The organism is Brevundimonas sp. Bb-A, assembly GCF_009394735.1.
GTDB lineage: Bacteria > Pseudomonadota > Alphaproteobacteria > Caulobacterales > Caulobacteraceae > Brevundimonas > Brevundimonas aurantiaca.
In genome coordinates this window covers 1,223,067-1,242,171 of sequence record NZ_CP045456.1, presented here as the reverse complement: position 1 = coordinate 1,242,171, position 19,105 = coordinate 1,223,067, and the positions used below count along the sequence as shown (strand labels likewise).

Annotated in this window: 15 protein-coding genes; 4 read left to right on the top strand and 11 right to left on the bottom strand. The window is 67.8% G+C overall.

Annotated features, from left to right (window positions below; translation table 11 throughout):
• Positions 1-9 precede the first annotated feature (9 nt).
• From BSP_RS06170 to BSP_RS06155, 4 genes are all read left to right on the top strand, one after another.
• Positions 10-2,070, top strand: a complete 2,061-nt coding sequence (locus tag BSP_RS06170) for a glycoside hydrolase family 97 protein (RefSeq protein WP_152949650.1) — start codon at positions 10-12, stop codon at positions 2,068-2,070.
• 169 nt (positions 2,071-2,239) lie between these two features.
• Complete coding sequence (locus BSP_RS06165; protein WP_152949649.1) at positions 2,240-3,772, top strand: MFS transporter; 1,533 nt, start codon at positions 2,240-2,242, stop codon at positions 3,770-3,772.
• Positions 3,769-4,701 carry an alpha/beta hydrolase gene (locus tag BSP_RS06160; protein ID WP_194167010.1) on the top strand — a complete coding sequence of 311 codons (933 nt, stop codon included), beginning with the start codon at positions 3,769-3,771 and terminating at the stop codon, positions 4,699-4,701. The genes BSP_RS06165 and BSP_RS06160 overlap by 4 nt, the downstream gene beginning before the upstream one ends.
• An 8-nt stretch (positions 4,702-4,709) precedes the next feature.
• A complete protein-coding gene (locus tag BSP_RS06155; protein WP_152949647.1) occupies positions 4,710-7,082 on the top strand; it encodes a glucan 1,4-alpha-glucosidase in 2,373 nt (790 codons plus the stop codon).
• Positions 7,083-7,137: 55 nt separating this feature from the next.
• Here the strand turns inward: BSP_RS06155 and BSP_RS06150 are convergent, their stop codons facing one another.
• The 11 genes from BSP_RS06150 to BSP_RS06100 form a co-directional block, all read right to left on the bottom strand.
• The gene (locus tag BSP_RS06150) at positions 7,138-7,833 is read right to left on the bottom strand and encodes a TorF family putative porin (protein ID WP_152949646.1); all 696 of its coding nucleotides are present in this window, start codon (positions 7,831-7,833) and stop codon (positions 7,138-7,140) included.
• Between the two features lie 91 nt (positions 7,834-7,924).
• A complete protein-coding gene (locus tag BSP_RS06145) occupies positions 7,925-9,274 on the bottom strand; it encodes an ammonium transporter (protein WP_054764925.1) in 1,350 nt (449 codons plus the stop codon).
• A gap of 218 nt (positions 9,275-9,492) precedes the next feature.
• Positions 9,493-10,599 (bottom strand): 3-isopropylmalate dehydrogenase, encoded by a 1,107-nt coding sequence (leuB, locus tag BSP_RS06140; protein WP_054764924.1) that lies wholly within the window; start codon positions 10,597-10,599, stop codon positions 9,493-9,495.
• Complete coding sequence (gene leuD / locus BSP_RS06135) at positions 10,599-11,183, bottom strand: 3-isopropylmalate dehydratase small subunit (RefSeq protein WP_054764923.1); 585 nt, start codon at positions 11,181-11,183, stop codon at positions 10,599-10,601. Before leuD ends, leuB begins: the two co-directional genes overlap by 1 nt.
• Before the next feature lie 149 nt (positions 11,184-11,332).
• Positions 11,333-12,745, bottom strand: a complete 1,413-nt coding sequence (gene leuC / locus BSP_RS06130) for a 3-isopropylmalate dehydratase large subunit (RefSeq protein ID WP_152949645.1) — start codon at positions 12,743-12,745, stop codon at positions 11,333-11,335.
• On the bottom strand, positions 12,738-13,985 hold the full coding sequence (locus tag BSP_RS06125) for a 2-isopropylmalate synthase (protein WP_054764921.1): 1,248 nt from the start codon (positions 13,983-13,985) through the stop codon (positions 12,738-12,740). The genes leuC and BSP_RS06125 overlap by 8 nt, the downstream gene beginning before the upstream one ends.
• Positions 13,985-14,236, bottom strand: a complete 252-nt coding sequence (locus BSP_RS06120) for an ACT domain-containing protein (protein WP_054764920.1) — start codon at positions 14,234-14,236, stop codon at positions 13,985-13,987. Before BSP_RS06120 ends, BSP_RS06125 begins: the two co-directional genes overlap by 1 nt.
• A 1-nt stretch (position 14,237) precedes the next feature.
• Positions 14,238-15,950 carry an acetolactate synthase 2 catalytic subunit gene (gene ilvG / locus BSP_RS06115; protein WP_054764919.1) on the bottom strand — a complete coding sequence of 571 codons (1,713 nt, stop codon included), beginning with the start codon at positions 15,948-15,950 and terminating at the stop codon, positions 14,238-14,240.
• Positions 15,951-15,968: 18 nt separating this feature from the next.
• Positions 15,969-16,982, bottom strand: coding sequence for a ketol-acid reductoisomerase (gene ilvC / locus BSP_RS06110; RefSeq protein WP_054764918.1), 1,014 nt, complete (start codon positions 16,980-16,982; stop codon positions 15,969-15,971).
• A 6-nt stretch (positions 16,983-16,988) separates the two neighbouring features.
• Positions 16,989-18,728, bottom strand: a complete 1,740-nt coding sequence (locus BSP_RS06105) for a dihydroxy-acid dehydratase (RefSeq protein WP_054764917.1) — start codon at positions 18,726-18,728, stop codon at positions 16,989-16,991.
• Positions 18,729-18,818: 90 nt separating this feature from the next.
• Positions 18,819-18,971 carry a hypothetical protein gene (locus BSP_RS06100; RefSeq protein WP_152949644.1) on the bottom strand — a complete coding sequence of 51 codons (153 nt, stop codon included), beginning with the start codon at positions 18,969-18,971 and terminating at the stop codon, positions 18,819-18,821.
• Positions 18,972-19,105: the final 134 nt, after the last annotated feature.

The window sequence follows — 19,105 nt, the reverse complement described above, 5'->3', positions numbered from 1 at the left end:
AGTTCACAGATGAAGCGCAGATCCTTCCTGGCCCTCGGCGGCGCCTCGATCCTGGCCTTCGGCGCGACGGGCGTTCGCGCCCAGACCGCGCCGACCCACGCCCGCGCCAGCTCCCCCGGCGGGGTGCTGACGGTCGAGGCCTTCACCGACAACGACGGCCGGCCGATGTATTCGGTGCTGCGTCAGGGACGGGTGGTCGTGGCGCCGTCGAAGCTCGGCTTCCTGCTGACCGACGCCCCGGCGATCGAACGGGGTCTGGCGATCACGGCCGGTCAGCCCGTGACCTTCGACGACACCTGGGAGCAGCCCTGGGGCGAGCGCCGCTTCATCCGCAACCACTATAACGAATGGCGGGTCCGCTACGCCGAGACCGGCGGCCTGCAACGGCGCGTCGAGGTGGTGTTCCGCCTGTATGACGACGGCCTGGGCTTCCGCTACGAGTTCCCGGACCAGCCGGCCCTGAAGACGGTTCGCATCGGTTCGGAGATCACCGAGTTCAATCTGGCCGAGGACGGCGAGGCCCTGTGGTGCCCGGCCTGGGAATGGAACCGCGAGGAATATCTCTACAGCCGCACCCCGATCAGCGCGGTCGGCAGCGCCCAGACGCCGATGACGGTCAAGGGACGGTCGGGCCTGCACGTCTCGATCCACGAGGCCGCCTGCATCGACTACGCCGGCATGAACCTCAGGCGGTCGGAGGAGACCAGGTTCCGCGCCCAGCTGACGCCCGGCCTGACCAACGCCGCCGTGGTGCGCCAGGCGCCGTTCAACACACCCTGGCGGACGCTGCAGATCTCGGACAGCGCTGCGGGCTTGATCGACTCCAGCCTGATCCTGAACCTGAACGAGCCCAACAGGCTGGGCGACGTCAGCTGGTTCAAGCCGATGAAATACGTCGGCGTCTGGTGGGAGATGCACCTGGAGCTGAAGAGCTGGAACTCCGGCCCCAAACACGGCGCCACCACCGAGAACGCCATCAAACACATCGACTTCGCGGCCAAGCACGGCCTGGGCGGGGTCCTGGTCGAGGGCTGGAACAAGGGCTGGGACGGCCAGTGGTTCGCCAATGGTTCGGACTTCAGCTTCACCGAAGCCTATCCCGACTTCGACATCGAGGCGGTCTGCGCCCACGCCCGGTCCAAGGGCGTCCAGCTGATCGGCCACCACGAAACCGGCGGCAACGCCTTCCACTATGAGCAGCAGCTCGAACCGGCCATGGCCCTGTATGAGCGGCTGGGCGTCCATTCGGTCAAGACCGGCTATGTCGCCGACGCAGGCGGCGCTCGCGTCGCCGGGCCGGACGGCCGGATGGTGATGGCCTGGCACGAGAGCCAGGCCATGGCCCAGCACCATATGAAGGTCGTCGAGGCGGGCGCACGGCACAAGGTGGCGATCAACGCCCACGAACCGTTCAAGGATACGGGCCTGCGCCGCACCTATCCGAACATCATCAGCCGCGAGGGTCAGCGCGGCATGGAGTATTCGGCCTGGGGCAATCCGGGCAATCCGCCCGAGCACGAGCCGAACCTGGTCTTCACCCGCCTGCTGGCCGGGCCGATGGACTATACGCCCGGCATCTTCGGCATGGAGACGCGCAGCCCCGGCGGGGTCCAGACCACCTGGGCCAAACAGCTGGCCCTCTATGTCGTCATCTACAGCCCGATCCAGATGGCCGCCGACCTGCTGGTCAACTACGAGGCCAATCCCGGCCCCTTCCAGTTCATCAAGGACGTGCCGGTCGACTGGGCCGAGACCCGCGTGCTCGCGGCCGAGATGGGCGACTATGTCGCCATAGCGCGCAAGGATCGGACCTCCGACGTCTGGGCCCTTGGGGCCATCACCGACGAGCATCCGCGCGTCCTTACGGCGCCTCTGGACTTCCTGGACCCCGGCCGGCGCTACCGGGCCGAGATCTACCGCGACGGCCCCGAGGCTGACTATCGCGGCAAGCGCGAGGACATCGTCATCGAACGTCGCGACGTGACCTCCACCGACGTCCTGACCCTGGCCCTGGCGCCCGGCGGCGGCCAAGCGATCCGGTTCGTGCCGGTCGGGCGGGGGCGGCGGTGATGGGCGGTGCTAAGACCCTCTCCCGCTTGCGGGAGAGGTGGCCCGTCGATCGCGCAGCGATCCAGGGTCGGAGAGGGAAGTCTTCTGACAGAAGGCTGAACTCCCCCCATCGTCACGCGTGTCGCTGCGCGCCACGACGCGACACTTCCCCCGCAAGCGAGGGAAGGTCATGAGCGCCGCCGCCCCCATCCTCTCCCACCGCCCGCGCCTGTCCGGCCTGGCGATCTGGAACATGTGCGTCGGCTTCTTCGGCATCCAGATCGGATTCGGCCTTCAGAACGCCAACACCAGCCGGATATTCCAGACCCTGGGCGCCGAGGTCGACAGCCTGGCGATCCTCTGGATCGCCGCCCCCCTGACGGGTCTGTTGGTCCAGCCCCTGGTCGGGCATTTCAGCGACAAGACCTGGACGCGTTTCGGGCGTCGCCGCCCCTATTTTCTGGTTGGGGCGATCCTGACCACCCTGGCCCTGATCGCCATGCCCAACAGCCCCGGCCTGTGGTTCGCCGCCGCCATGCTGTGGATCATGGACGCCTCGATCAACATCACCATGGAGCCGTTCCGCGCCTTCGTCGGCGACAATCTGCCGGAGGAGCAGCGCACCGCCGGCTATGCGATGCAGAGCTTCTTCATCGGCGCGGGCGCCGTCTTCGCCTCGGTCCTGCCCTGGCTGCTGTCGAACGTCTTCGGCGTCGTCTCGACCGCCGAGGCGGGCGTCGTGCCCCTGTCGGTCAAGATCGCCTTCTACGTCGGCGCCGCCGGCCTGTTCACGGCCGTGCTGTGGACGGTGCTGAGCACCCGCGAATACAGCCCCGAACAGCTCGCCGCCTTCGAACGCGCGCGCCTTGAAGCCCTGGGCGCCGCCCCGGCAGACGATGCGCCTGAGCCGCCGGCCCGCAGCGTGCGGGGCTGGATGGGTTCGGGCCTGGTCTGCGCCGTTCTGGGGGGGCTCGGCCTGGTGCTGATCGTCGGCCTGGATCTGGAGAAGGAGCTGCTGGTCCTGGCCGGCTTCTTCGTCGGCTTCGGCCTGTTGCAGATCGCAGTGGGCATGATGCAACGCCGCCGCATCGTCAACGCCGTGACCGAGATCCTGAACGACGTCTATCGCATGCCCCAGACCATGCGCGATCTGGCGGTGGTCCAGTTCTTCAGCTGGTTCGCCCTGTTCGCCCTGTGGATCTACACCACCGCCGCCGTGACCAGCGTCCATTACGGCACGACCGACACCACCTCGGCCGCCTACGCCGCCGGGGCCGACTGGGTCGGGGTTCTGTTCGGGGTTTATAACGGAGTCGCGGCGCTGGCGGCCTTCACCTTGCCGGTCCTGGCCAGGCGGATCGGCCGCAGGGCGACCCACGCCCTGATGCTGCTGCTCGGCGCGACGGGCCTGTTCGGCGTCTTCCTGATCCGCGAGCCGGGCCTGCTGTGGCTGCCGATGATCGGCGTCGGCTTCGCCTGGGCCTCGATCGTCTCCATGCCCTACGCCATCCTGTCGGCGGCGGTGCCGGCGCGGAAGATGGGCGTCTATATGGGCGTGTTCAACATCTTCATCGTCGTGCCCCAACTGCTGGCGGCCACGGTTTTGGGTTTGATTCTGAAGCACTTTTTCAGCGGCCAGGCGATCTGGGCCCTGGTGCTGGGCGCCGCCTCCTTCCTGCTGGCGGCCTTCAGCGCCCTGAGGGTGCGGGAGCAAAGGGCGTGAACCGCCGCGCGCTCCTGGCCTTGGCCGCCGCCCTGCCCTTCGCCGGCGCCGCACGGGCGCAGACGGCGGCCGGCCGTCTGATCCTCCACGAGGCTGTGACCTCGGCCCATGTGAAGGCGAGGAACGTCTCCGTCTGGCTGCCGCCCGGCTATGAGACGTCGGATGCGGCCTATCCCGTCCTCTACATGCACGACGGACAGAATCTGTTCGATCCCTCGACGGCCAACTTCGGCGAATGGGGGGTGGACGAGCATCTGACGCGGCTGATCGCCGGCGGTCAGGTGCGCGCCCCCATCGTGGTCGGCGTCTGGAACACGGATCTTCGCCTGCGGGAATATGTCCCGGCCGATCTGATCGCGGCCCTGCCCGAGGACATGCGCGGCGATGTTCAGGCCGTCTATGGCGGCCCGCCCCTGTCGGACGGCTACATCCGCTTCCTGACCGAAGAGCTGAAACCCTTCGTGGACCGGACCTACCGCACCCTGCCCGGCCGCGAGGACACCCTGATCAGCGGCTCCAGCATGGGCGGGCTGATCTCCCTGTATGCGGTGATGAAGCGGCCGGAAGTCTTCTCCGCCGCCGCCTGTCTATCGACCCACTGGCCGCTGCGGGTCACAGGTCTGGACGGCCCAGGCCTGGAGGCCTGGCGCGAACGTCTGGTCGCCGCCTGGACCGGGGTGATCGAGCGCGGCCTGCCGGCGCCCGGCGCGAACCGCTTCTACTTCGACCGGGGCGATGTGACCCTGGATCAGTTCTACGCCGCCTTCCAGACCCAGGTGGACGCCGTCTTCCGCCGTCGCGGCTACGGCCCCGGCGATTTCCAGAGCCTGGTCTTCCCCGGCGCCCAGCACAATGAGGCCTCGTGGAACCAGCGGCTGGACGTTCCCCTGAGCTTTCTTCTTTCCCCCGCCCCCACGCGCAACCCGTGAGGACCACAATGCGTCATTTCCGTTCCTTCTGCCTCGCCGGCGCCGCCGGCCTGGCGCTCGCCTCGACCGCCTCGGCCCAGTCCGGAGTCGCTCCGGGCGCGCCGGGTGATCTGCCTACCTGGTCCAGCGCCGCCAAGACCGGGGCTGGGGCCTCCTATGAAGCCTATGTCGACGGCCAGTACCGCGACGGCGGACCGACCGGCGCGGTGTCGAAGGTCTGGTTCTCCATCGCCGACGGCGTCCTGACCGAGACCATGTACGGCCTGATCCACGAGGCCCAGATCAAGGCGCTTCGCTTCGCCGTCGTCACCCCGGAGGGCCTGGCCGTCGAGGGCGCCGACACCACCGAGCGGACCGAGTATCTGCACACGGACGCCCAGGGCCGCCCCCTGTCGCCCGCCTATAAGGTCACGACGCGCGACAGGGCGGGTCGGTTCGAGATCGAAAAGCGCCTCTTCACCGATCCGGATCGCAACGCCCTGGTGCTGCGGGTCAAGATCACGGCCCTGAGCGGAGAGGCCACGCCCTATCTGCTGCTGGAGCCGCACATCGCCAACACCGGCGTCGACGACCGGGGTCAGGTCACGCGCCAGGCCTTCCATGCCTGGGAAGGCGACACCCATCTGGTGCTCAAGCCGAGCCGTCCGTTCGACAAGGCCGGCGTCGGCTTCGTCGGCGCCTCGGACGGTCTGACCGACCTGAAGGACGGCCGGATGGACTGGACCTACGCCTCCACCGGTGAGACGGCGGGCAATACGATGATGACGGGCGCCCTGCCGCGCCTGCGTCAGGGGCAGAGCCTGAGCCGAGATTTCGTGATCGGCTTCGGCTCCAGCGAGGCCGAGGCCCAGGCGGCGGCGGACGGCGCCTTCGCTGTCGGCCTAGACGAGGTCCTGGCCCGGTTCAACGGCGAGGGTGATCGCATCGGCTGGGAGGACTATGTCGCCTCCCTGACCGAACTGCCGCGCATCGCCGAACAGGCGACGGACGGCGGCAAGCTGGCCTACGCCTCGGCCCTGATGCTGAAGGTGCAGGAGGACCGCACCCATGCCGGCGCCCTGATCGCCTCCCTGTCCAACCCCTGGGGCGACACGGTGGACGCGTCGAAATCCTCGACCGGCTACAAGGCGGTCTGGCCGCGCGACTTCTATCAGGTGGCCATGGCCCTGGCGGCCCTGGGCGACAAGGAGACGCCGCTGGCGGCCTTCAACTATCTGCCCCAGGTCCAGGTCGGCCCGGACACGCCCGGCAATACCGGCGTCGGCGGCTGGTTCCTGCAGAAGACCCATGTGGACGGAGAACTGGAATGGGTCGCGGTCCAGCTGGACCAGACGGCCATGCCGATCATGCTGGGCTATCGTCTGTGGAAGCTGGGCTGGCTGTCCGACGCCCAGATGGCCGACCACTATCGTTCGATGCTGAAGCCGGCGGCCGACTTCCTGGTGGACGGCGGCAAGATCGGCCTTCTGTGGAACGACGCCGAGATCAAGCCGCCCTTCACCCAGCAGGAGCGGTGGGAAGAGCAGCAGGGCTATTCCCCCTCCACCACCGCCGCCGTGGTGGCCGGGCTGACGGTCGCGGCCGAAATGGCGCGCGCCTCGGGCGATGCGGCGGGAGCGACCCGTTATCAGCTCGCCGCCGACAGCTACGCCTCTAAGATCGAAGAGCGGATGTTCACGACCAGCGGCGACTTCGGCGACGGCCGCTATTTCATCCGCATCACTCAGAACGAGAACCCGAACGACAAGGCCCCGATCGGCGCCGCCAACGGCCAGATCGCGCCTCAGGAGGACCGGGTCGTGGATGGCGGCTTCCTAGAACTGGTCCGCTACGGGGTGCGCAAGGCCGACGATCCGCACATCGTTTCGACCCTGCCCGTCTATGACGATCAGAGCCTGGAGGACCTGTACCGGGTCCGCTACGACTTCGGGCCGGAGGGCGACCAGACGCCGGGCTGGCGCCGCTACGGCGTCGACGGCTATGGCGAGGATCATGTCACGGGCGCCAACTATGGCGTCGGCGGGCAGATGAGCCCTGGTCAGCGGGGTCGGGTCTGGCCCTTCTTCACCGGCGAGCGCGGCCACTATGAGCTGGCCCGCGTCAGCCTGAACGGCGCTCCGTCCGCCGCCGACATCGCCGCCATCCGCCAGACCTATGTGCGCGGCATGGAGCGGTTCGCCAATGACGGGCTGATGCTGGCCGAACAGGTCTGGGACGGGGTCGGCGAGCCGACCGCGCGCGACTACGCCCTGGGCCAGAACACCGACTCGGCCACGCCCCTGGCCTGGACCCATGCCGAATATCTGAAGCTGCTGCGGTCCTTGGCCGACGGCAAGGTGTGGGATCGGTACGAGCCGGTCGAAAGCCGCTACGCCCGCTGATACGAAAAAGGCCCCGGAGCCAGTGCTCCGGGGCCTCGTTTGACCGAAGACGGGCTCAGTAGGTCAGCTTCAGACCGACCACGAAACGGTCCTCGGCCGTCGGCACGCCGTCCACGTCCGTGTCGTAGTAGCGCGCATCCGCCGAAAGATTCTCCGTCAGAGCATAGCCGATCCCGGCGTTCCAGGTCAGATAGTCGTCGGACACGTCCAGCCATTGCTGACCCACGGCGCCGGAAATCGTCCACTTGTCGGCGGGCGAGAAGGCGGCGTTGACCTCGGCGTAGGTCGCTTCCTTATCCGCCGCGCCGAAGAAGTCGGGCGAATAGTAGACGGCGGCGCCGAAGGTGGCCGGGCCCACGGCGCGCGAGGCCGCAGCCTTGACCTCCGCATAGTTGTAGTCGGCGCCGTCCGGTTCGCCCGCATAGAGGTAGCCGATCACGCCGAAGTCCAGGGCGAAGCCGGCCGCCTCGGTGCGGTAGCCGCCATAGACGTCGACTTCCGCGTCGGTGTCGTCGCCGAAATCAACGTTTGAGGCCCAGGCGCCGGCATAGAAGCTGCCGGCCGTCAGATCGACGCCGCCCTGGATGGCGGGATCTTCGTTGGTCTGACTGTAGCCCCGGAAGACATAGTCGCTGGTCACGCCGACATTGAAGGCCACCTTGGCGTCCTGAGCCGAGGCGGGCGCGGCCAGGCCGGTCAGCCCCAGAGCCAGGGCCGCAGCGGCGGCCGTACCGAACAGTTTCATTCTCATTATCTATCCCCTTGGTTTCGTTATTTTTGTTCCAGCGCCCGATGGGATCGCCGGGAGGGAGGGCGCGGCCGGCGGGCCGCACCCTCTGGTTTCAGTGTTCCAGAGCCTCGCCGTGCAGCGAGGTGTCCAGACCGGCGGCTTCTTCCGCCTCGCTGACCCGCAGACCCGTGGTGAACTTGCAGATCACCAGGATGATGAAGGTCCCGACCGCGCTATAGGCGATCGTCCAGGCCAGGCCGATGGCCTGGGCCCCGACATTGGCGCCTTCCGACAGGCTGTTGATCGCCGTGGTGGCGAAGACGCCGGTCAGCAGGGCGCCGATCAGGCCGCCCGCGCCGTGGATGCCGAAGGCGTCCAGCGAGTCGTCGTAGCGCAGCAGCTTCTTGATCCAGACCGACGAGATGTAGCAGACCGGACCAGCGATCAGGCCGATGATGACCGCGCCCTTGGGATCGACGAAGCCCGCCGCGGGGGTGATGGCGACCAGGCCGGCGACCACACCCGACAGCATGCCGATCAGGGAGACCTTCTTCTTCTCAATCAGTTCGATGATCTTCCAGGTCAGGGCGGCGGCGGCGGCGGCCAGCACCGTGTTCAGCAGGGCCACGCCCATCAGCTCATTGGCCGCGCCCGCCGAACCGGCGTTGAAGCCGATCCAGCCGACCAGCAGCAGCGAGGCGCCGATCATGGTCAGGACAGGGTTGTGCGGATTGATCGGCTCGACCCCATAGCCTTTGCGGCGGCCCAGGAAGATGGCGCAGACCAGACCGGCCACGCCCGAGTTCACGTGAACCACCGCCCCGCCGGCGAAGTCCAGCACGCCGGCGGAACCGAGGAAGCCGCCGCCCCACACCCAGTGACAGATGGGGGAATAGATCAGCAGCGACCACAGGGCCGTGAACAGCAGCAGGCCCGAATATTTCATCCGCTCGGCGAAGGCGCCGGTGACCAGGGCCGGGGTGATGATGGCGAAGGTCATCTGGAAGGCGATGAACAGATATTCCGGAATGCCCGTCAGCAGGCTGTTGGCCGTGCCAAGGGTCACGCCGTTCAGGAACAGCATGTCCAGGCTGCCGACGTAGGGCTGAAGCGCGGCGTCGGCGTTGGCGCCGAAGGCGATGCTGTAGCCCGCGATGAACCAGACCAGGGAGACGACGGCGAAGACGCCGACCGACTGGGTGATGGTGGCGATGACGTTCTTGCGCCGCACCATGCCGCCGTAGAACAGGGCCAGTCCCGGCAGGGTCATCAGCAGGACCAGGGCCGTGGACGTGCCCAGCCAGGCCGTGCCCGCGCCGTCCAGCTCCAGCGCCGACTGGTGCGCCAGCAGGGCGGGCGCCGCCTCCGGCGTCTGGGCGAAGGCCCCGCCGGCGTAAAAGAGCCCGATGGTCAGAAGCAGGAGCGCAGCGACCCCCGGAAGTCGATTCCAAACGTGCGACATAAGCAAATACCCCCTTGGCAATCTCGCAAGTGCGAAGGTTTTACTGCAATCGCGTTCGACGCAAGGGGGTCAGGCTGAAACGGTGCAACTTTCTTGCAACGGTCCTGTCAAAAAAGTTAAGCCTCGCATGATCCATTCGTCGTGCGAGGCTTAAGGTTCAGATTCATGTTTCAAGGAACGCTGTTCCCGGCATGAAATTCAGGGGCGGCGCGACGCCCTCAGGCCCAGTGCATCTGCACCCGGTGCGCCGTCGCCCAGTGAATGGCGCGGATGGCGTCGATGACGGCCTCGGTCGCCCCCCGCGTGCCCAGGGCTCCGCCGAGATCGGCGGTCACGGCGCCGGCCGCCAGGACGGCGGCGACGGCGGCCTCAATGGAATCCGCCTCGTCCTCCAGCTTCAGACTGTGACGCAGCAAGAGGGCCGCCGACAGAATCGTGCCGACCGGATTGGCCAGATCCTGACCGGCGATGTCCGGCGCCGACCCGTGGATCGGTTCGAACAGGCCCGGCCCTTCCGTGCCCAGCGACGCCGACGGCAGCAGGCCGATGGAGCCGCCCAGCACCGAAATCTCGTCCGACAGGATGTCGCCGAACATGTTCTCGGTCAGGATGACGTCGTATTCGCGGGGCTTCCTGATCAGGTGCATGGCCATGGAATCGACCAGGGCGTGCTCCAGCGCGATCTCGGGGAACTCCTCGGCATGGATGCGGGTGACCACTTCGCGCCACAGGCGGCTGGTCTCCATCACATTGGCCTTGTCGACCGAAGTCACCTTGCCGCGGCGCTGGCGGGCCGTCTGGAAGGCGGCGCGGGCGACGCGCTCGATTTCAGGGACCGTATATTCGCACAGGTCGGTGGCGCGGTCGGCGGTGCGGGTCTTCTCCCCGAAATAGACGCCGCCGGTCAGTTCGCGAAAGACGATCAGATCGACGCCCTCGACGATCTCCTTCTTCAGCGGCGAACGGTGCGCCAGGACCGGCGATACCTGCAGCGGCCGCAGATTGGCGAACAGACCCATGGCCTTGCGGATCGCCAACAGCCCTTCCTCGGGCCGGCGCTTGCCGCCGTCCCATTTGGGACCGCCCACCGCGCCCAGCAGGACGGCGTCCGCGGCGACGCAGGCGGCCCGCGTCGCCTCCGGCAGGGGCTCGCCCGTCTCGTCTATGGCGGCGCCGCCGATCAGATGTTCGGTGAAGTTGAAGCTGTGGCCGTAGAAGTCGCCGATGACCGCCAGCACGTCGCGCGCGGCCCGCGTCACCTCCGGCCCGACGCCGTCGCCGGGCAACAGGACGATCTCATAGGTCTTGGGGGCGGCTTGGGTCATCAGACGGTCTCTCTCGAACGCTCGAAGGCTTCGATCTCTGGCAGGTTTGATTGCAGCCAGCCCAGGGTGTCCACCCCGTTCAACAGGCACTGGCGTGCGAAGGATTCGACCTCGAACGGCACGGGCTGGGCATTGCCGCGCCGGATCTGCCGGGCTTCGAGGTCGATTGTGACCGGCTGGTCGGGCTGCGACGCCAGATCGTCCCAGACATCCTGGCTGACGACGACCGGCAGCAGGCCGTTTTTCAAGGCGTTAGATGTAAAAATGTCAGCGATTTCGGTCGAGATCACCGCCCGGAACCCATAGTCGTACAGGGCCCAGGGGGCATGTTCGCGCGACGAGCCGCAGGCGAAATTCTTGCCCGCCAGCAGGATGCGATGCTCGGCCGGATCGATCCGGTTCAGAATGGCTTCGGGCTTTTCCGAACCGTCGGCCTCATAGCGCCAGTCATAAAAGGCCGCCTTGCCCAGCCCCTCGCGCGTGGTGGTGGTCAGGAACCGCGCCGGAATGATCTGGTCGGTGTCGATATTGGCCTGGCTGAGCGTGACCGTCTTCGAGGTCAGGGTGGTGAAGGGCTCAGACATCAAAAACTCCGCTCATCCCGGCGAAAGCCGGGACCCAGTTCTGTGGGCGATAGGCGTCACCCGTCGCGCCCTGTCGGCGATCCCGCGCATTGTGCTTCGCGAAAGCACTGGGTCCCGGCTTTCGCCGGGATGAGCGGAAGGGGGTGTCGCTACGCATCCACGACCTCGTTCAGAAAGACGCGCGGATCGGTCAGCACACCGGCCACCGCCGTCGCCGCAGCCGTCGCGGGGCTGGCCAGTATGGTGCGGGCGTCCTTGCCCTGGCGGCCTTCGAAATTGCGGTTGGAAGTCGAGACGGCCAGCTGACCGGGCGCGACGACGTCGCCGTTCATGGCGATGCACATGGAACAGCCGGGAATGCGCCATTCGGCCCCGGCGGCGATGAAGACCTCGTGCAGTCCTTCCGCCTCGGCGGCCCGGCGAACGGCCTCCGAACCGGGAACCACCAGCATGCGCAGGCCCGGCTTGACCTTGCGGCCGCGCAGAACCTCGGCGGCGGCGCGCAGATCGGGCAGGCGGCCGTTGGTGCAGGAGCCGATGAAGACCACGTCCACCGGCTGGCTGGTCGTCGCCTCGCCGGGGGTGAAGCCCATATAGGCGATGGCCTTGCGGTCGCTGTCCGACTGGGGCTGGGGCACGGGCGCGCCGATGGGGGCGCCGGCGTCCGGCGTCGTGCCCCAGGTCGCCATCGGCCGGATGGCGGCGCCGTCGATCACGACTTCCCTGTCGAAGGTCGCGCCCGGGTCCGTGGCCAGCTTCAGCCATTCGGCGGTCGCCGCCTCATAGTCGGCGGAGACATGTTTGCGGCCCCGCAGCCAGTCGATCGTGGTCTGGTCCGGGGCGATCATCCCCGCGCGGGCGCCGGCCTCGATGGACATGTTGCACAGGGTCATCCGCCCTTCCATGTCCAGCGACCGCACCGCCTCGCCCGCATATTCGATGACGTAGCCGGTGCCGCCGCCGAAGCCGATGGCGGCGATCACGGCCAGGGCGACGTCCTTGCCCGACACGCCCGACTGCAGTTCGCCGGTCACCGTCACCCGCATCGCCTTGGGCTTGCGCTGCAACAGGCATTGGGTCGCCAGCACATGGCCGACCTCGGAGGTGCCGATGCCGAAGGCCAGGGCTCCGAACGCCCCATGGGTGGCGGTATGGCTGTCGCCGCAGACGACCGTCATGCCCGGCTGGGTCAGGCCCAGCTCCGGCCCCATGACATGGACCACGCCCCGATCTTCGGACCCCCAGCCGGCCAGGGGAACCCCGTGGGCGGCGCAGTTTCGCTCCAGCGTATGGACCTGGGCCTCGGCCTGCGGGGTGACATAGGGTTTCAGCCCGTTCAGCCCCGCCGGCAGGGTCGGGGTCGAATGGTCCAGGGTGGCGTAGGTCCGGTCGGGCCGGCGCACCTTCAGGCCGCGGGCCTCGATCTCGCTGAAGGCCTGGGGACTGGTGACCTCATGCACCAGATGCAGGTCGATATACAGGACGCCCGGCGTATCGGCCGTTTCCGGCCGCACCACATGAGCGTCCCAGACCTTGTCGAACAGGGTCTTTGGATCAGGCATACTGGGCCACCGTCTCCTCAACGCCGTCGACGCGATCAATGATGGCGATCAGTTCGGCGTCGCTGATCTCGCCGATCTGGTCGGCGCGCTGTTTGAAGCCGGCGACGACGGCCGCCAGACGCTCGCCCTCGATCGGACGGCCGATGGTCTCGGCCCGCTTGGCGATGGCGTGGCGGCCCGAGTGCTTGCCCAGAACGAACCAGCTGCCTTCAAAGCCCACGTCCTGGGGCCGCATGATCTCATAGGTGCGGCTGTCGGCCAGCATGCCGTGCTGGTGAATGCCGGCCTCGTGGGCGAAGGCGTTGATGCCGACCACCGACTTGTTGCGGGCGATGACCGTCTCGGTGATTTCGCACAGGATCTTGGAGGCGCGGACCAGATGGCGGCTGTCGGCGCCGATGGCGACGCCATAGCGGTCTTCGCGCACCTTCAGGGCCATGATGACCTCTTCGATCGAGGCGTTGCCGGCCCGTTCGCCGATGCCGTTGATCGCGCCCTCGACCTGACGCGCCCCGCCCTGGACCGCAGCCAGGGAGTTGGCGACCGCCATGCCCAGGTCGTCGTGGCAGTGGGCCGAGAAGATCACATGGGGGTGGCGCTTGTGGATCCGCGCCGCCAGGGCGCGGAAGGTCTCGCGCACCTCTTCCGGGGTCGCATAGCCGACGGTGTCGGGCACGTTCAGGGTCCGGGCGCCGGCGTCGGCGGCGGCCTCCAGCACATCGGCCAGGAACTCGGGTTCGGTGCGGAAGGCGTCCTCGGCCGAGAACTCGACGTCGTCGAACAGGCTGGCGGCGTATTCGACCGCCCGGACGGCCGTGGCCAGAACCTCGTTGGTCGACATCTTCAGCTTGGCCGAGCGATGGATCGGGCTGGTGCCGATGAAGGTGTGGCAGCGACGGTGCGACTTGGGCGCCGGCTGCAGGGCGCGGAAGCTGGCGTCGATGTCCTTTTCGTTGGCGCGCGACAGGGAGCAGAAGACCGGCCCCTCGACCTCGCCGGTCACGCGGCGGATGCAGTCCTCGTCGCCGGGCGAGGCGGCGGCGAAGCCGGCCTCGATAACGTCGACGCCCAGGTCCTTCAGGACCTGGGCCATCTTCACCTTGGCTTGGGCGGTCATGGAGAAGCCCGGCGCCTGCTCCCCGTCCCGCATCGTCGTGTCGAAGACGATGACCCGGTTGGGGTCGGCGGCGATCTCCTCAGTTCGGGATACGCCGGATACTCGTACTTGTTCGGCGGTCATTACGCAGCCTCGGATTGAATAATGTCGTTGCCGATCCGGCGCACGCCGAACAGGCGGTCGATCTGGCGACCCAGATTCTCCATGCACCGACCGGCGTCTCGGCCGCGGATGGTCAGGGAGATACGGCGGAAGGCCCCTTCGTCGGCCATGTTGATGCCGTCGATGTGGAAGCCCCGGCGCTCCACAAGACCGATGAGACGCTGAAGCGAACCGTCCGCACGGTCGATCTGGATGTGGATCGTGTTGCTCATCTCAGGAGCCCTCCATCATTTCAGCATTGCTCTTGCCCGGCGGAACCAGCGGCCAGACATTGTCTCGGGGATCGATGACCACATGGGCCAGGCAGGGGCCGTCGGCGGCCAGCAGGCGCTGGATGCCTTCGGACACCTGATCGCGGCGATCGATACGGAAGGCCTCGATGCCGAAGGCCTCGGCCACCTTCACGAAGTCCGGATTGTCGGACAGGTCGATCTCGGAATAGTTCTCGGCGAAGAACAGCTCCTGCCACTGGCGCACCAGGCCCAGCGAGGAGTTGTCGATCAGCACGATCTTCAGCGGGATGCCGTAACGCCTCAGCGTCGCCAGCTCCTGGATGTTCATCATGAAGCCGCCGTCGCCGGCGATGGTGACGACCGTCGCGGACGGATCGGCCAGCTTGGCGCCGATGCCGGCGGGCAGGCCGAAGCCCATGGCGCCCAGACCGCCCGAGGTGATGTGGGCCTCGGGCTTGGAGAAGCGGCAGTGCATGGCCGCCCACATCTGGTGCTGGCCCACGTCGCAGGCGGCGACGAAGGCGTCGCCGGCCGCTTCGGACACTTCTTTCAGCAGAGCCGGGGCGTAGACCCCCTCGCCCGGCGCGTCATAGCGATAGGCGCTGGTCCGGGCGGCGTCGACGCACGCATCGACCCAGGGCTGGATGTCCAGGGCCGGTCCGCCGGCCATGCGCGCCGTCAGGGCCTCGATCCCGTCCTTCAGCTCGCCGACCACGGCCACATTGGCCGCCCGCAGCTTGCCGACTTCGGAGGCGTCGATGTCGAAATGGACGATCCGGGCGTTGGGCGCGAACTCGGCCAGCTTGCCCGTGGCGCGGTCGTCGAACCGGGCGCCGACGACGATCAGCAGGTCGCTGTCCTGAACCGCATGATTGGCCGCGCGGGCGCCGTGCATGCCCAGCATGCCCAGCATGCGCGGCGCGTCGGTCGGGACGGTGCCCAGGGCGTTCAGGGTCGAGACCTGGGGGATGCCGGTCGCGGCGACGAAGGCGCGCAAAGCCTCGGTCGCGCGGCCGATCTTCACTCCGCCGCCGACATAGACCAGCGGCCTCTTGGCGGCGCGGATCGCGGCCTCGGCGGCGGCGACGGCGTCGTGATCGATGCGCGGCGTCTCGTTGGGGATGTGGAAGCCGTAGTCGTCGCTGGTCGTGGCGAACTGCACGTCCTTGGGCAGGTCGACCAGGACCGGACCGGGACGGCCCGAGGCGGCGATGTGGAAGGCCTCCTCGACGGCGGCCGGAACATCGGCCGCGTCGCGGACCAGGATCGAGTGTTTCACGATCGGCAGGGTGACGCCCAGGATGTCGATCTCCTGGAAGGCGTCGGTCCCCATCAGCCCCTGGGCCACATTGCCGGTGATGCAGACGATCGGCGCCGAGTCCATCATCGCATTGGCGATGCCGGTGATCAGATTGGTCGCCCCCGGTCCCGAGGTGGCCAGACAGACCCCGACTCTGCCGCTCTTGCGCGCATAGGCGTCGGCGGCGAAGGCGGCGGCCTGTTCGTGCCGGACCAGAATATGTTTCAGCTTAGACCCGGCCAGGGCGTCATAGACCGGCATGATGGCGCCGCCCGGATAACCGAACACCACCTCCACGCCCAGCCGCTCCAGGGTGGAGACCAGCAGGCGCGCCCCCGATTGGGGGGCGGCCTCGGCTGAGGATTTGAAGGCGGCGGCGGTCATCAGGGTCATCCGGTCTTTCGCTCGGGCTCAGGCCGCTTCAGATTTGGGCGTGTTCAGCCAGGCCATCCGCTCGCGCAGACGGGCGCCGACCTGTTCGATCTGGCTCTCGCGGTCCGCCTTCAGCCAGGCCTCGTACTGGGGCTTGCCGGCCTCGTTCTCGGCGATCCAGTTGCGCGCGAAGGTTCCGTCCTGGATCTCGTCCAGAATGGTCTTCATCCGGGCCTTGGTCTCTTCGTTGACGACGCGCGGGCCGCTGGCGACGGCGCCGTATTTGGCGGTTTCCGAGATGAAGTGGTGCATCTTGGAGATGCCGCCTTCGTAGAACAGGTCCACGATCAGCTTCAGCTCGTGCAGGCATTCGAAATAGGCGATCTCGGGCTGGTAGCCGGCCTCGACCAGGGTGTTGAAGCCCTGCATCACCAGTTCCTTGGCGCCGCCGCACAGGACGGCCTGTTCGCCGAACAGGTCGGTTTCGGTCTCTTCGCGGAAGGTGGTTTCCAGCAGGCCGCCGGTCGCGCCGCCGTTGCCCTTGGCGTAGCCCATGGCCCGGTCGCGGGCCTTGCCGGTCGCGTCCTTCTCGACCGCGAACAGGCTGGGCACGCCGCGGCCGCGCTGGAATTCGCGACGGACCAGATCGCCCGGTCCCTTGGGCGCGACCAGGATGACGTCCATGTCGGGGCGCGGGGTGATCCGGCCGTAGATGATCGAGAAGCCGTGGGCGAACAGCAGGGCGGAGCCCTGTTTGGCGTTCGGCTCGATGATGTCGCGATAGACCTGATCCTGAACCATGTCGGGGGTCAGGATGGCGATGATGTCGGCGCCCTTGACCGCTTCGGCCGGCTCGGCGGTCGGGACGCCGTCGGCGGTGGCGTGTTTCCAGCCCGTGCCGCCGTGACGAACGCCGGCGACCACGTCATGGCCGCTGTCCTTCAGGTTCTGGGCGTGCGCCCGACCCTGCGAGCCATAGCCGATGATGGCGATGCGCTGCCCGGCGATCGCGCCCGGCTTGATGTCTTCGTTGGTGTAGATGGTGATGGCCATGAGAATTCAGGCGTCCTGAGCAGCAGCGGATTTGTGAGAGGCCGGGATTTGCGCCGGCGGCGGGTTGGGGATGGTGACCGCGCCCTGGGCGGCCGAGGCCACGGAGGCGCGGTATTTGGCGAAGACGCCTCGCGCCGGGCGGACCACGTGGGGCGTGAAGCCCGCCCGGCGCGTCGCCAGATCGACGTCCACGTCGATCCGGCGGTTGGTGACGTCGATGGTGATGCGGTCACCATCGCGAATGAGGGCGATCGGGCCGCCGACGGCGGCTTCCGGCGAGATATGACCGGCGACGAAGCCGTAGCTGGCGCCCGAGAAGCGTCCGTCGGTCAGCAGGGCGACATTGTCGATCTTGCGGCCCTTCAGGGCGGCGGTGACCTGCAGCATTTCGCGCATGCCCGGGCCGCCCTTGGGGCCTTCGTAACGGATGATGATGACGTCGCCCTCGCCGACCGAGCCGTCCTGAACCGCGTGGAAGGCGTCCTCCTCGCTGTCGAAGACGCAGGCGGGGCCTTCGAACTTGTCCACCTTGTGGCCCGTCAGCTTGATGACCGCGCCCTCGGGAGCGACATCGCCGTAGATGACGGCGAAGCTGCCGCGGTCCATCACGGGGGCGTCGAAGGTCGTCACCACCACCTGGCCGGGCGTCTCCTCGGCCTCGGCCGCCTCGGCGAACAGGCTGCGGCCGCTGACGGTCGGGGTGTTCACGATCTTGCCGGCCTGGGCCATCCGCTGGGTCACCAGACGGGTGCCGCCCGCGGCGTACAGGTGCGAGGCCAGAAAACGGCCGCCCGGCTTCAGGTCGCAGATGACCGGCGCCTCGACGCAGGCCTGGTGGCAGTCCTCGACGCCGAAATCGACGCCGGCCTCGGCCGCGATGGCCGTCAGGTGCATGACGGCGTTGGTCGAGCCCCCCGAGGCCGAGACGGCGACGGCGGCGTTCTTCAGGCTGGCGCGGGTGATGTATTTGCGGGCCGTGTCGCCGGCGAAGACCCGCTCGACGATCAGACGGCCGCAACGCTCGCCTTCAGCCGCCTTGCCGGGATCGACCGCCGGCACGTCATTGGCGCCCATGGGGCTGATGCCCATGACCGACAGGGCCATGGCCATGGTGTTGGCCGTGAACTGGCCGCCGCAGGCGCCGGCGCCGGGGCAGACGGCCTGTTCGACCGCCTTCAGCCCTTCGTCGTCCAGGGCGCCGGCCGAATGGGCGCCGATGGCCTCGAACACCTCCTGGACCGAGACCTCCTTCGAGCCGATCACGCCCGGCATGATGGTGCCGCCGTAATAGACCAGGCCGGGGATATCCATCCGGGCCAGGGCCATGGCCGCCGCCGGAATGGTCTTGTCGCAGCCGACGATGCAGACCACGCCGTCCAGCTGGTGCCCCTCGATCGCCAGTTCGATCGAGTCGGCGACGACCTCGCGGCTGATCAGCGAGGCCTTCATGCCCGCCGTGCCCATCGAAATGCCGTCGGTCACGACGATGGTGTTGAAATCCACCGGATAGCCGCCCGCCGCGATGATCCCGGCCCGCACGTCCTTGGCCAGACGGTCCAGGTGCATGTTGCACGGGGTGACCGTCGACCAGGTGTTGACGATGCCGATCATCGGCTTGTCGAAGTCGGCGTCCTGCATGCCGGCGGCGCGCAGATAGGAGCGGGCCGCCGCCCGGTTCGGACCGGCCGTCACCGCCGCGCTGCGCGCGTTGGGCTTTCTGGGCTCTGAGGTAGAATCTTGCGTCATCGGTCCGGTTCGTTTCGAACCGCCAAGCACGAAAAACCCCGCTTCCTTTCGGGAGCGGGGTGGTGCGAGGCGATCCTGAGTGTGTCTAGGTCAGGTCGCAGGCATCCACGCCGCTTGCGTAAGCAGGCCGAGGAGTACGAGGATAATAAGGGTTACGGGGCTTTCCAGGCCGATCGGCGCGCGAACGACCGCCACCGCCTTCGCGGTGCGTCCCTTCGTCATGTCGCGCGTCATCACAGCCACGGGCGGCTCCCTGTTCTGACGCCAAGAAACCATATGGGCCGGGGCCGCACAACCCCTGTCGCAAAAATTTTGCGCAAAAACCCGGCGGCGACCACCATGGGGGTGTTTCTTACCTTGCGTCCGCAAGTCTCTCC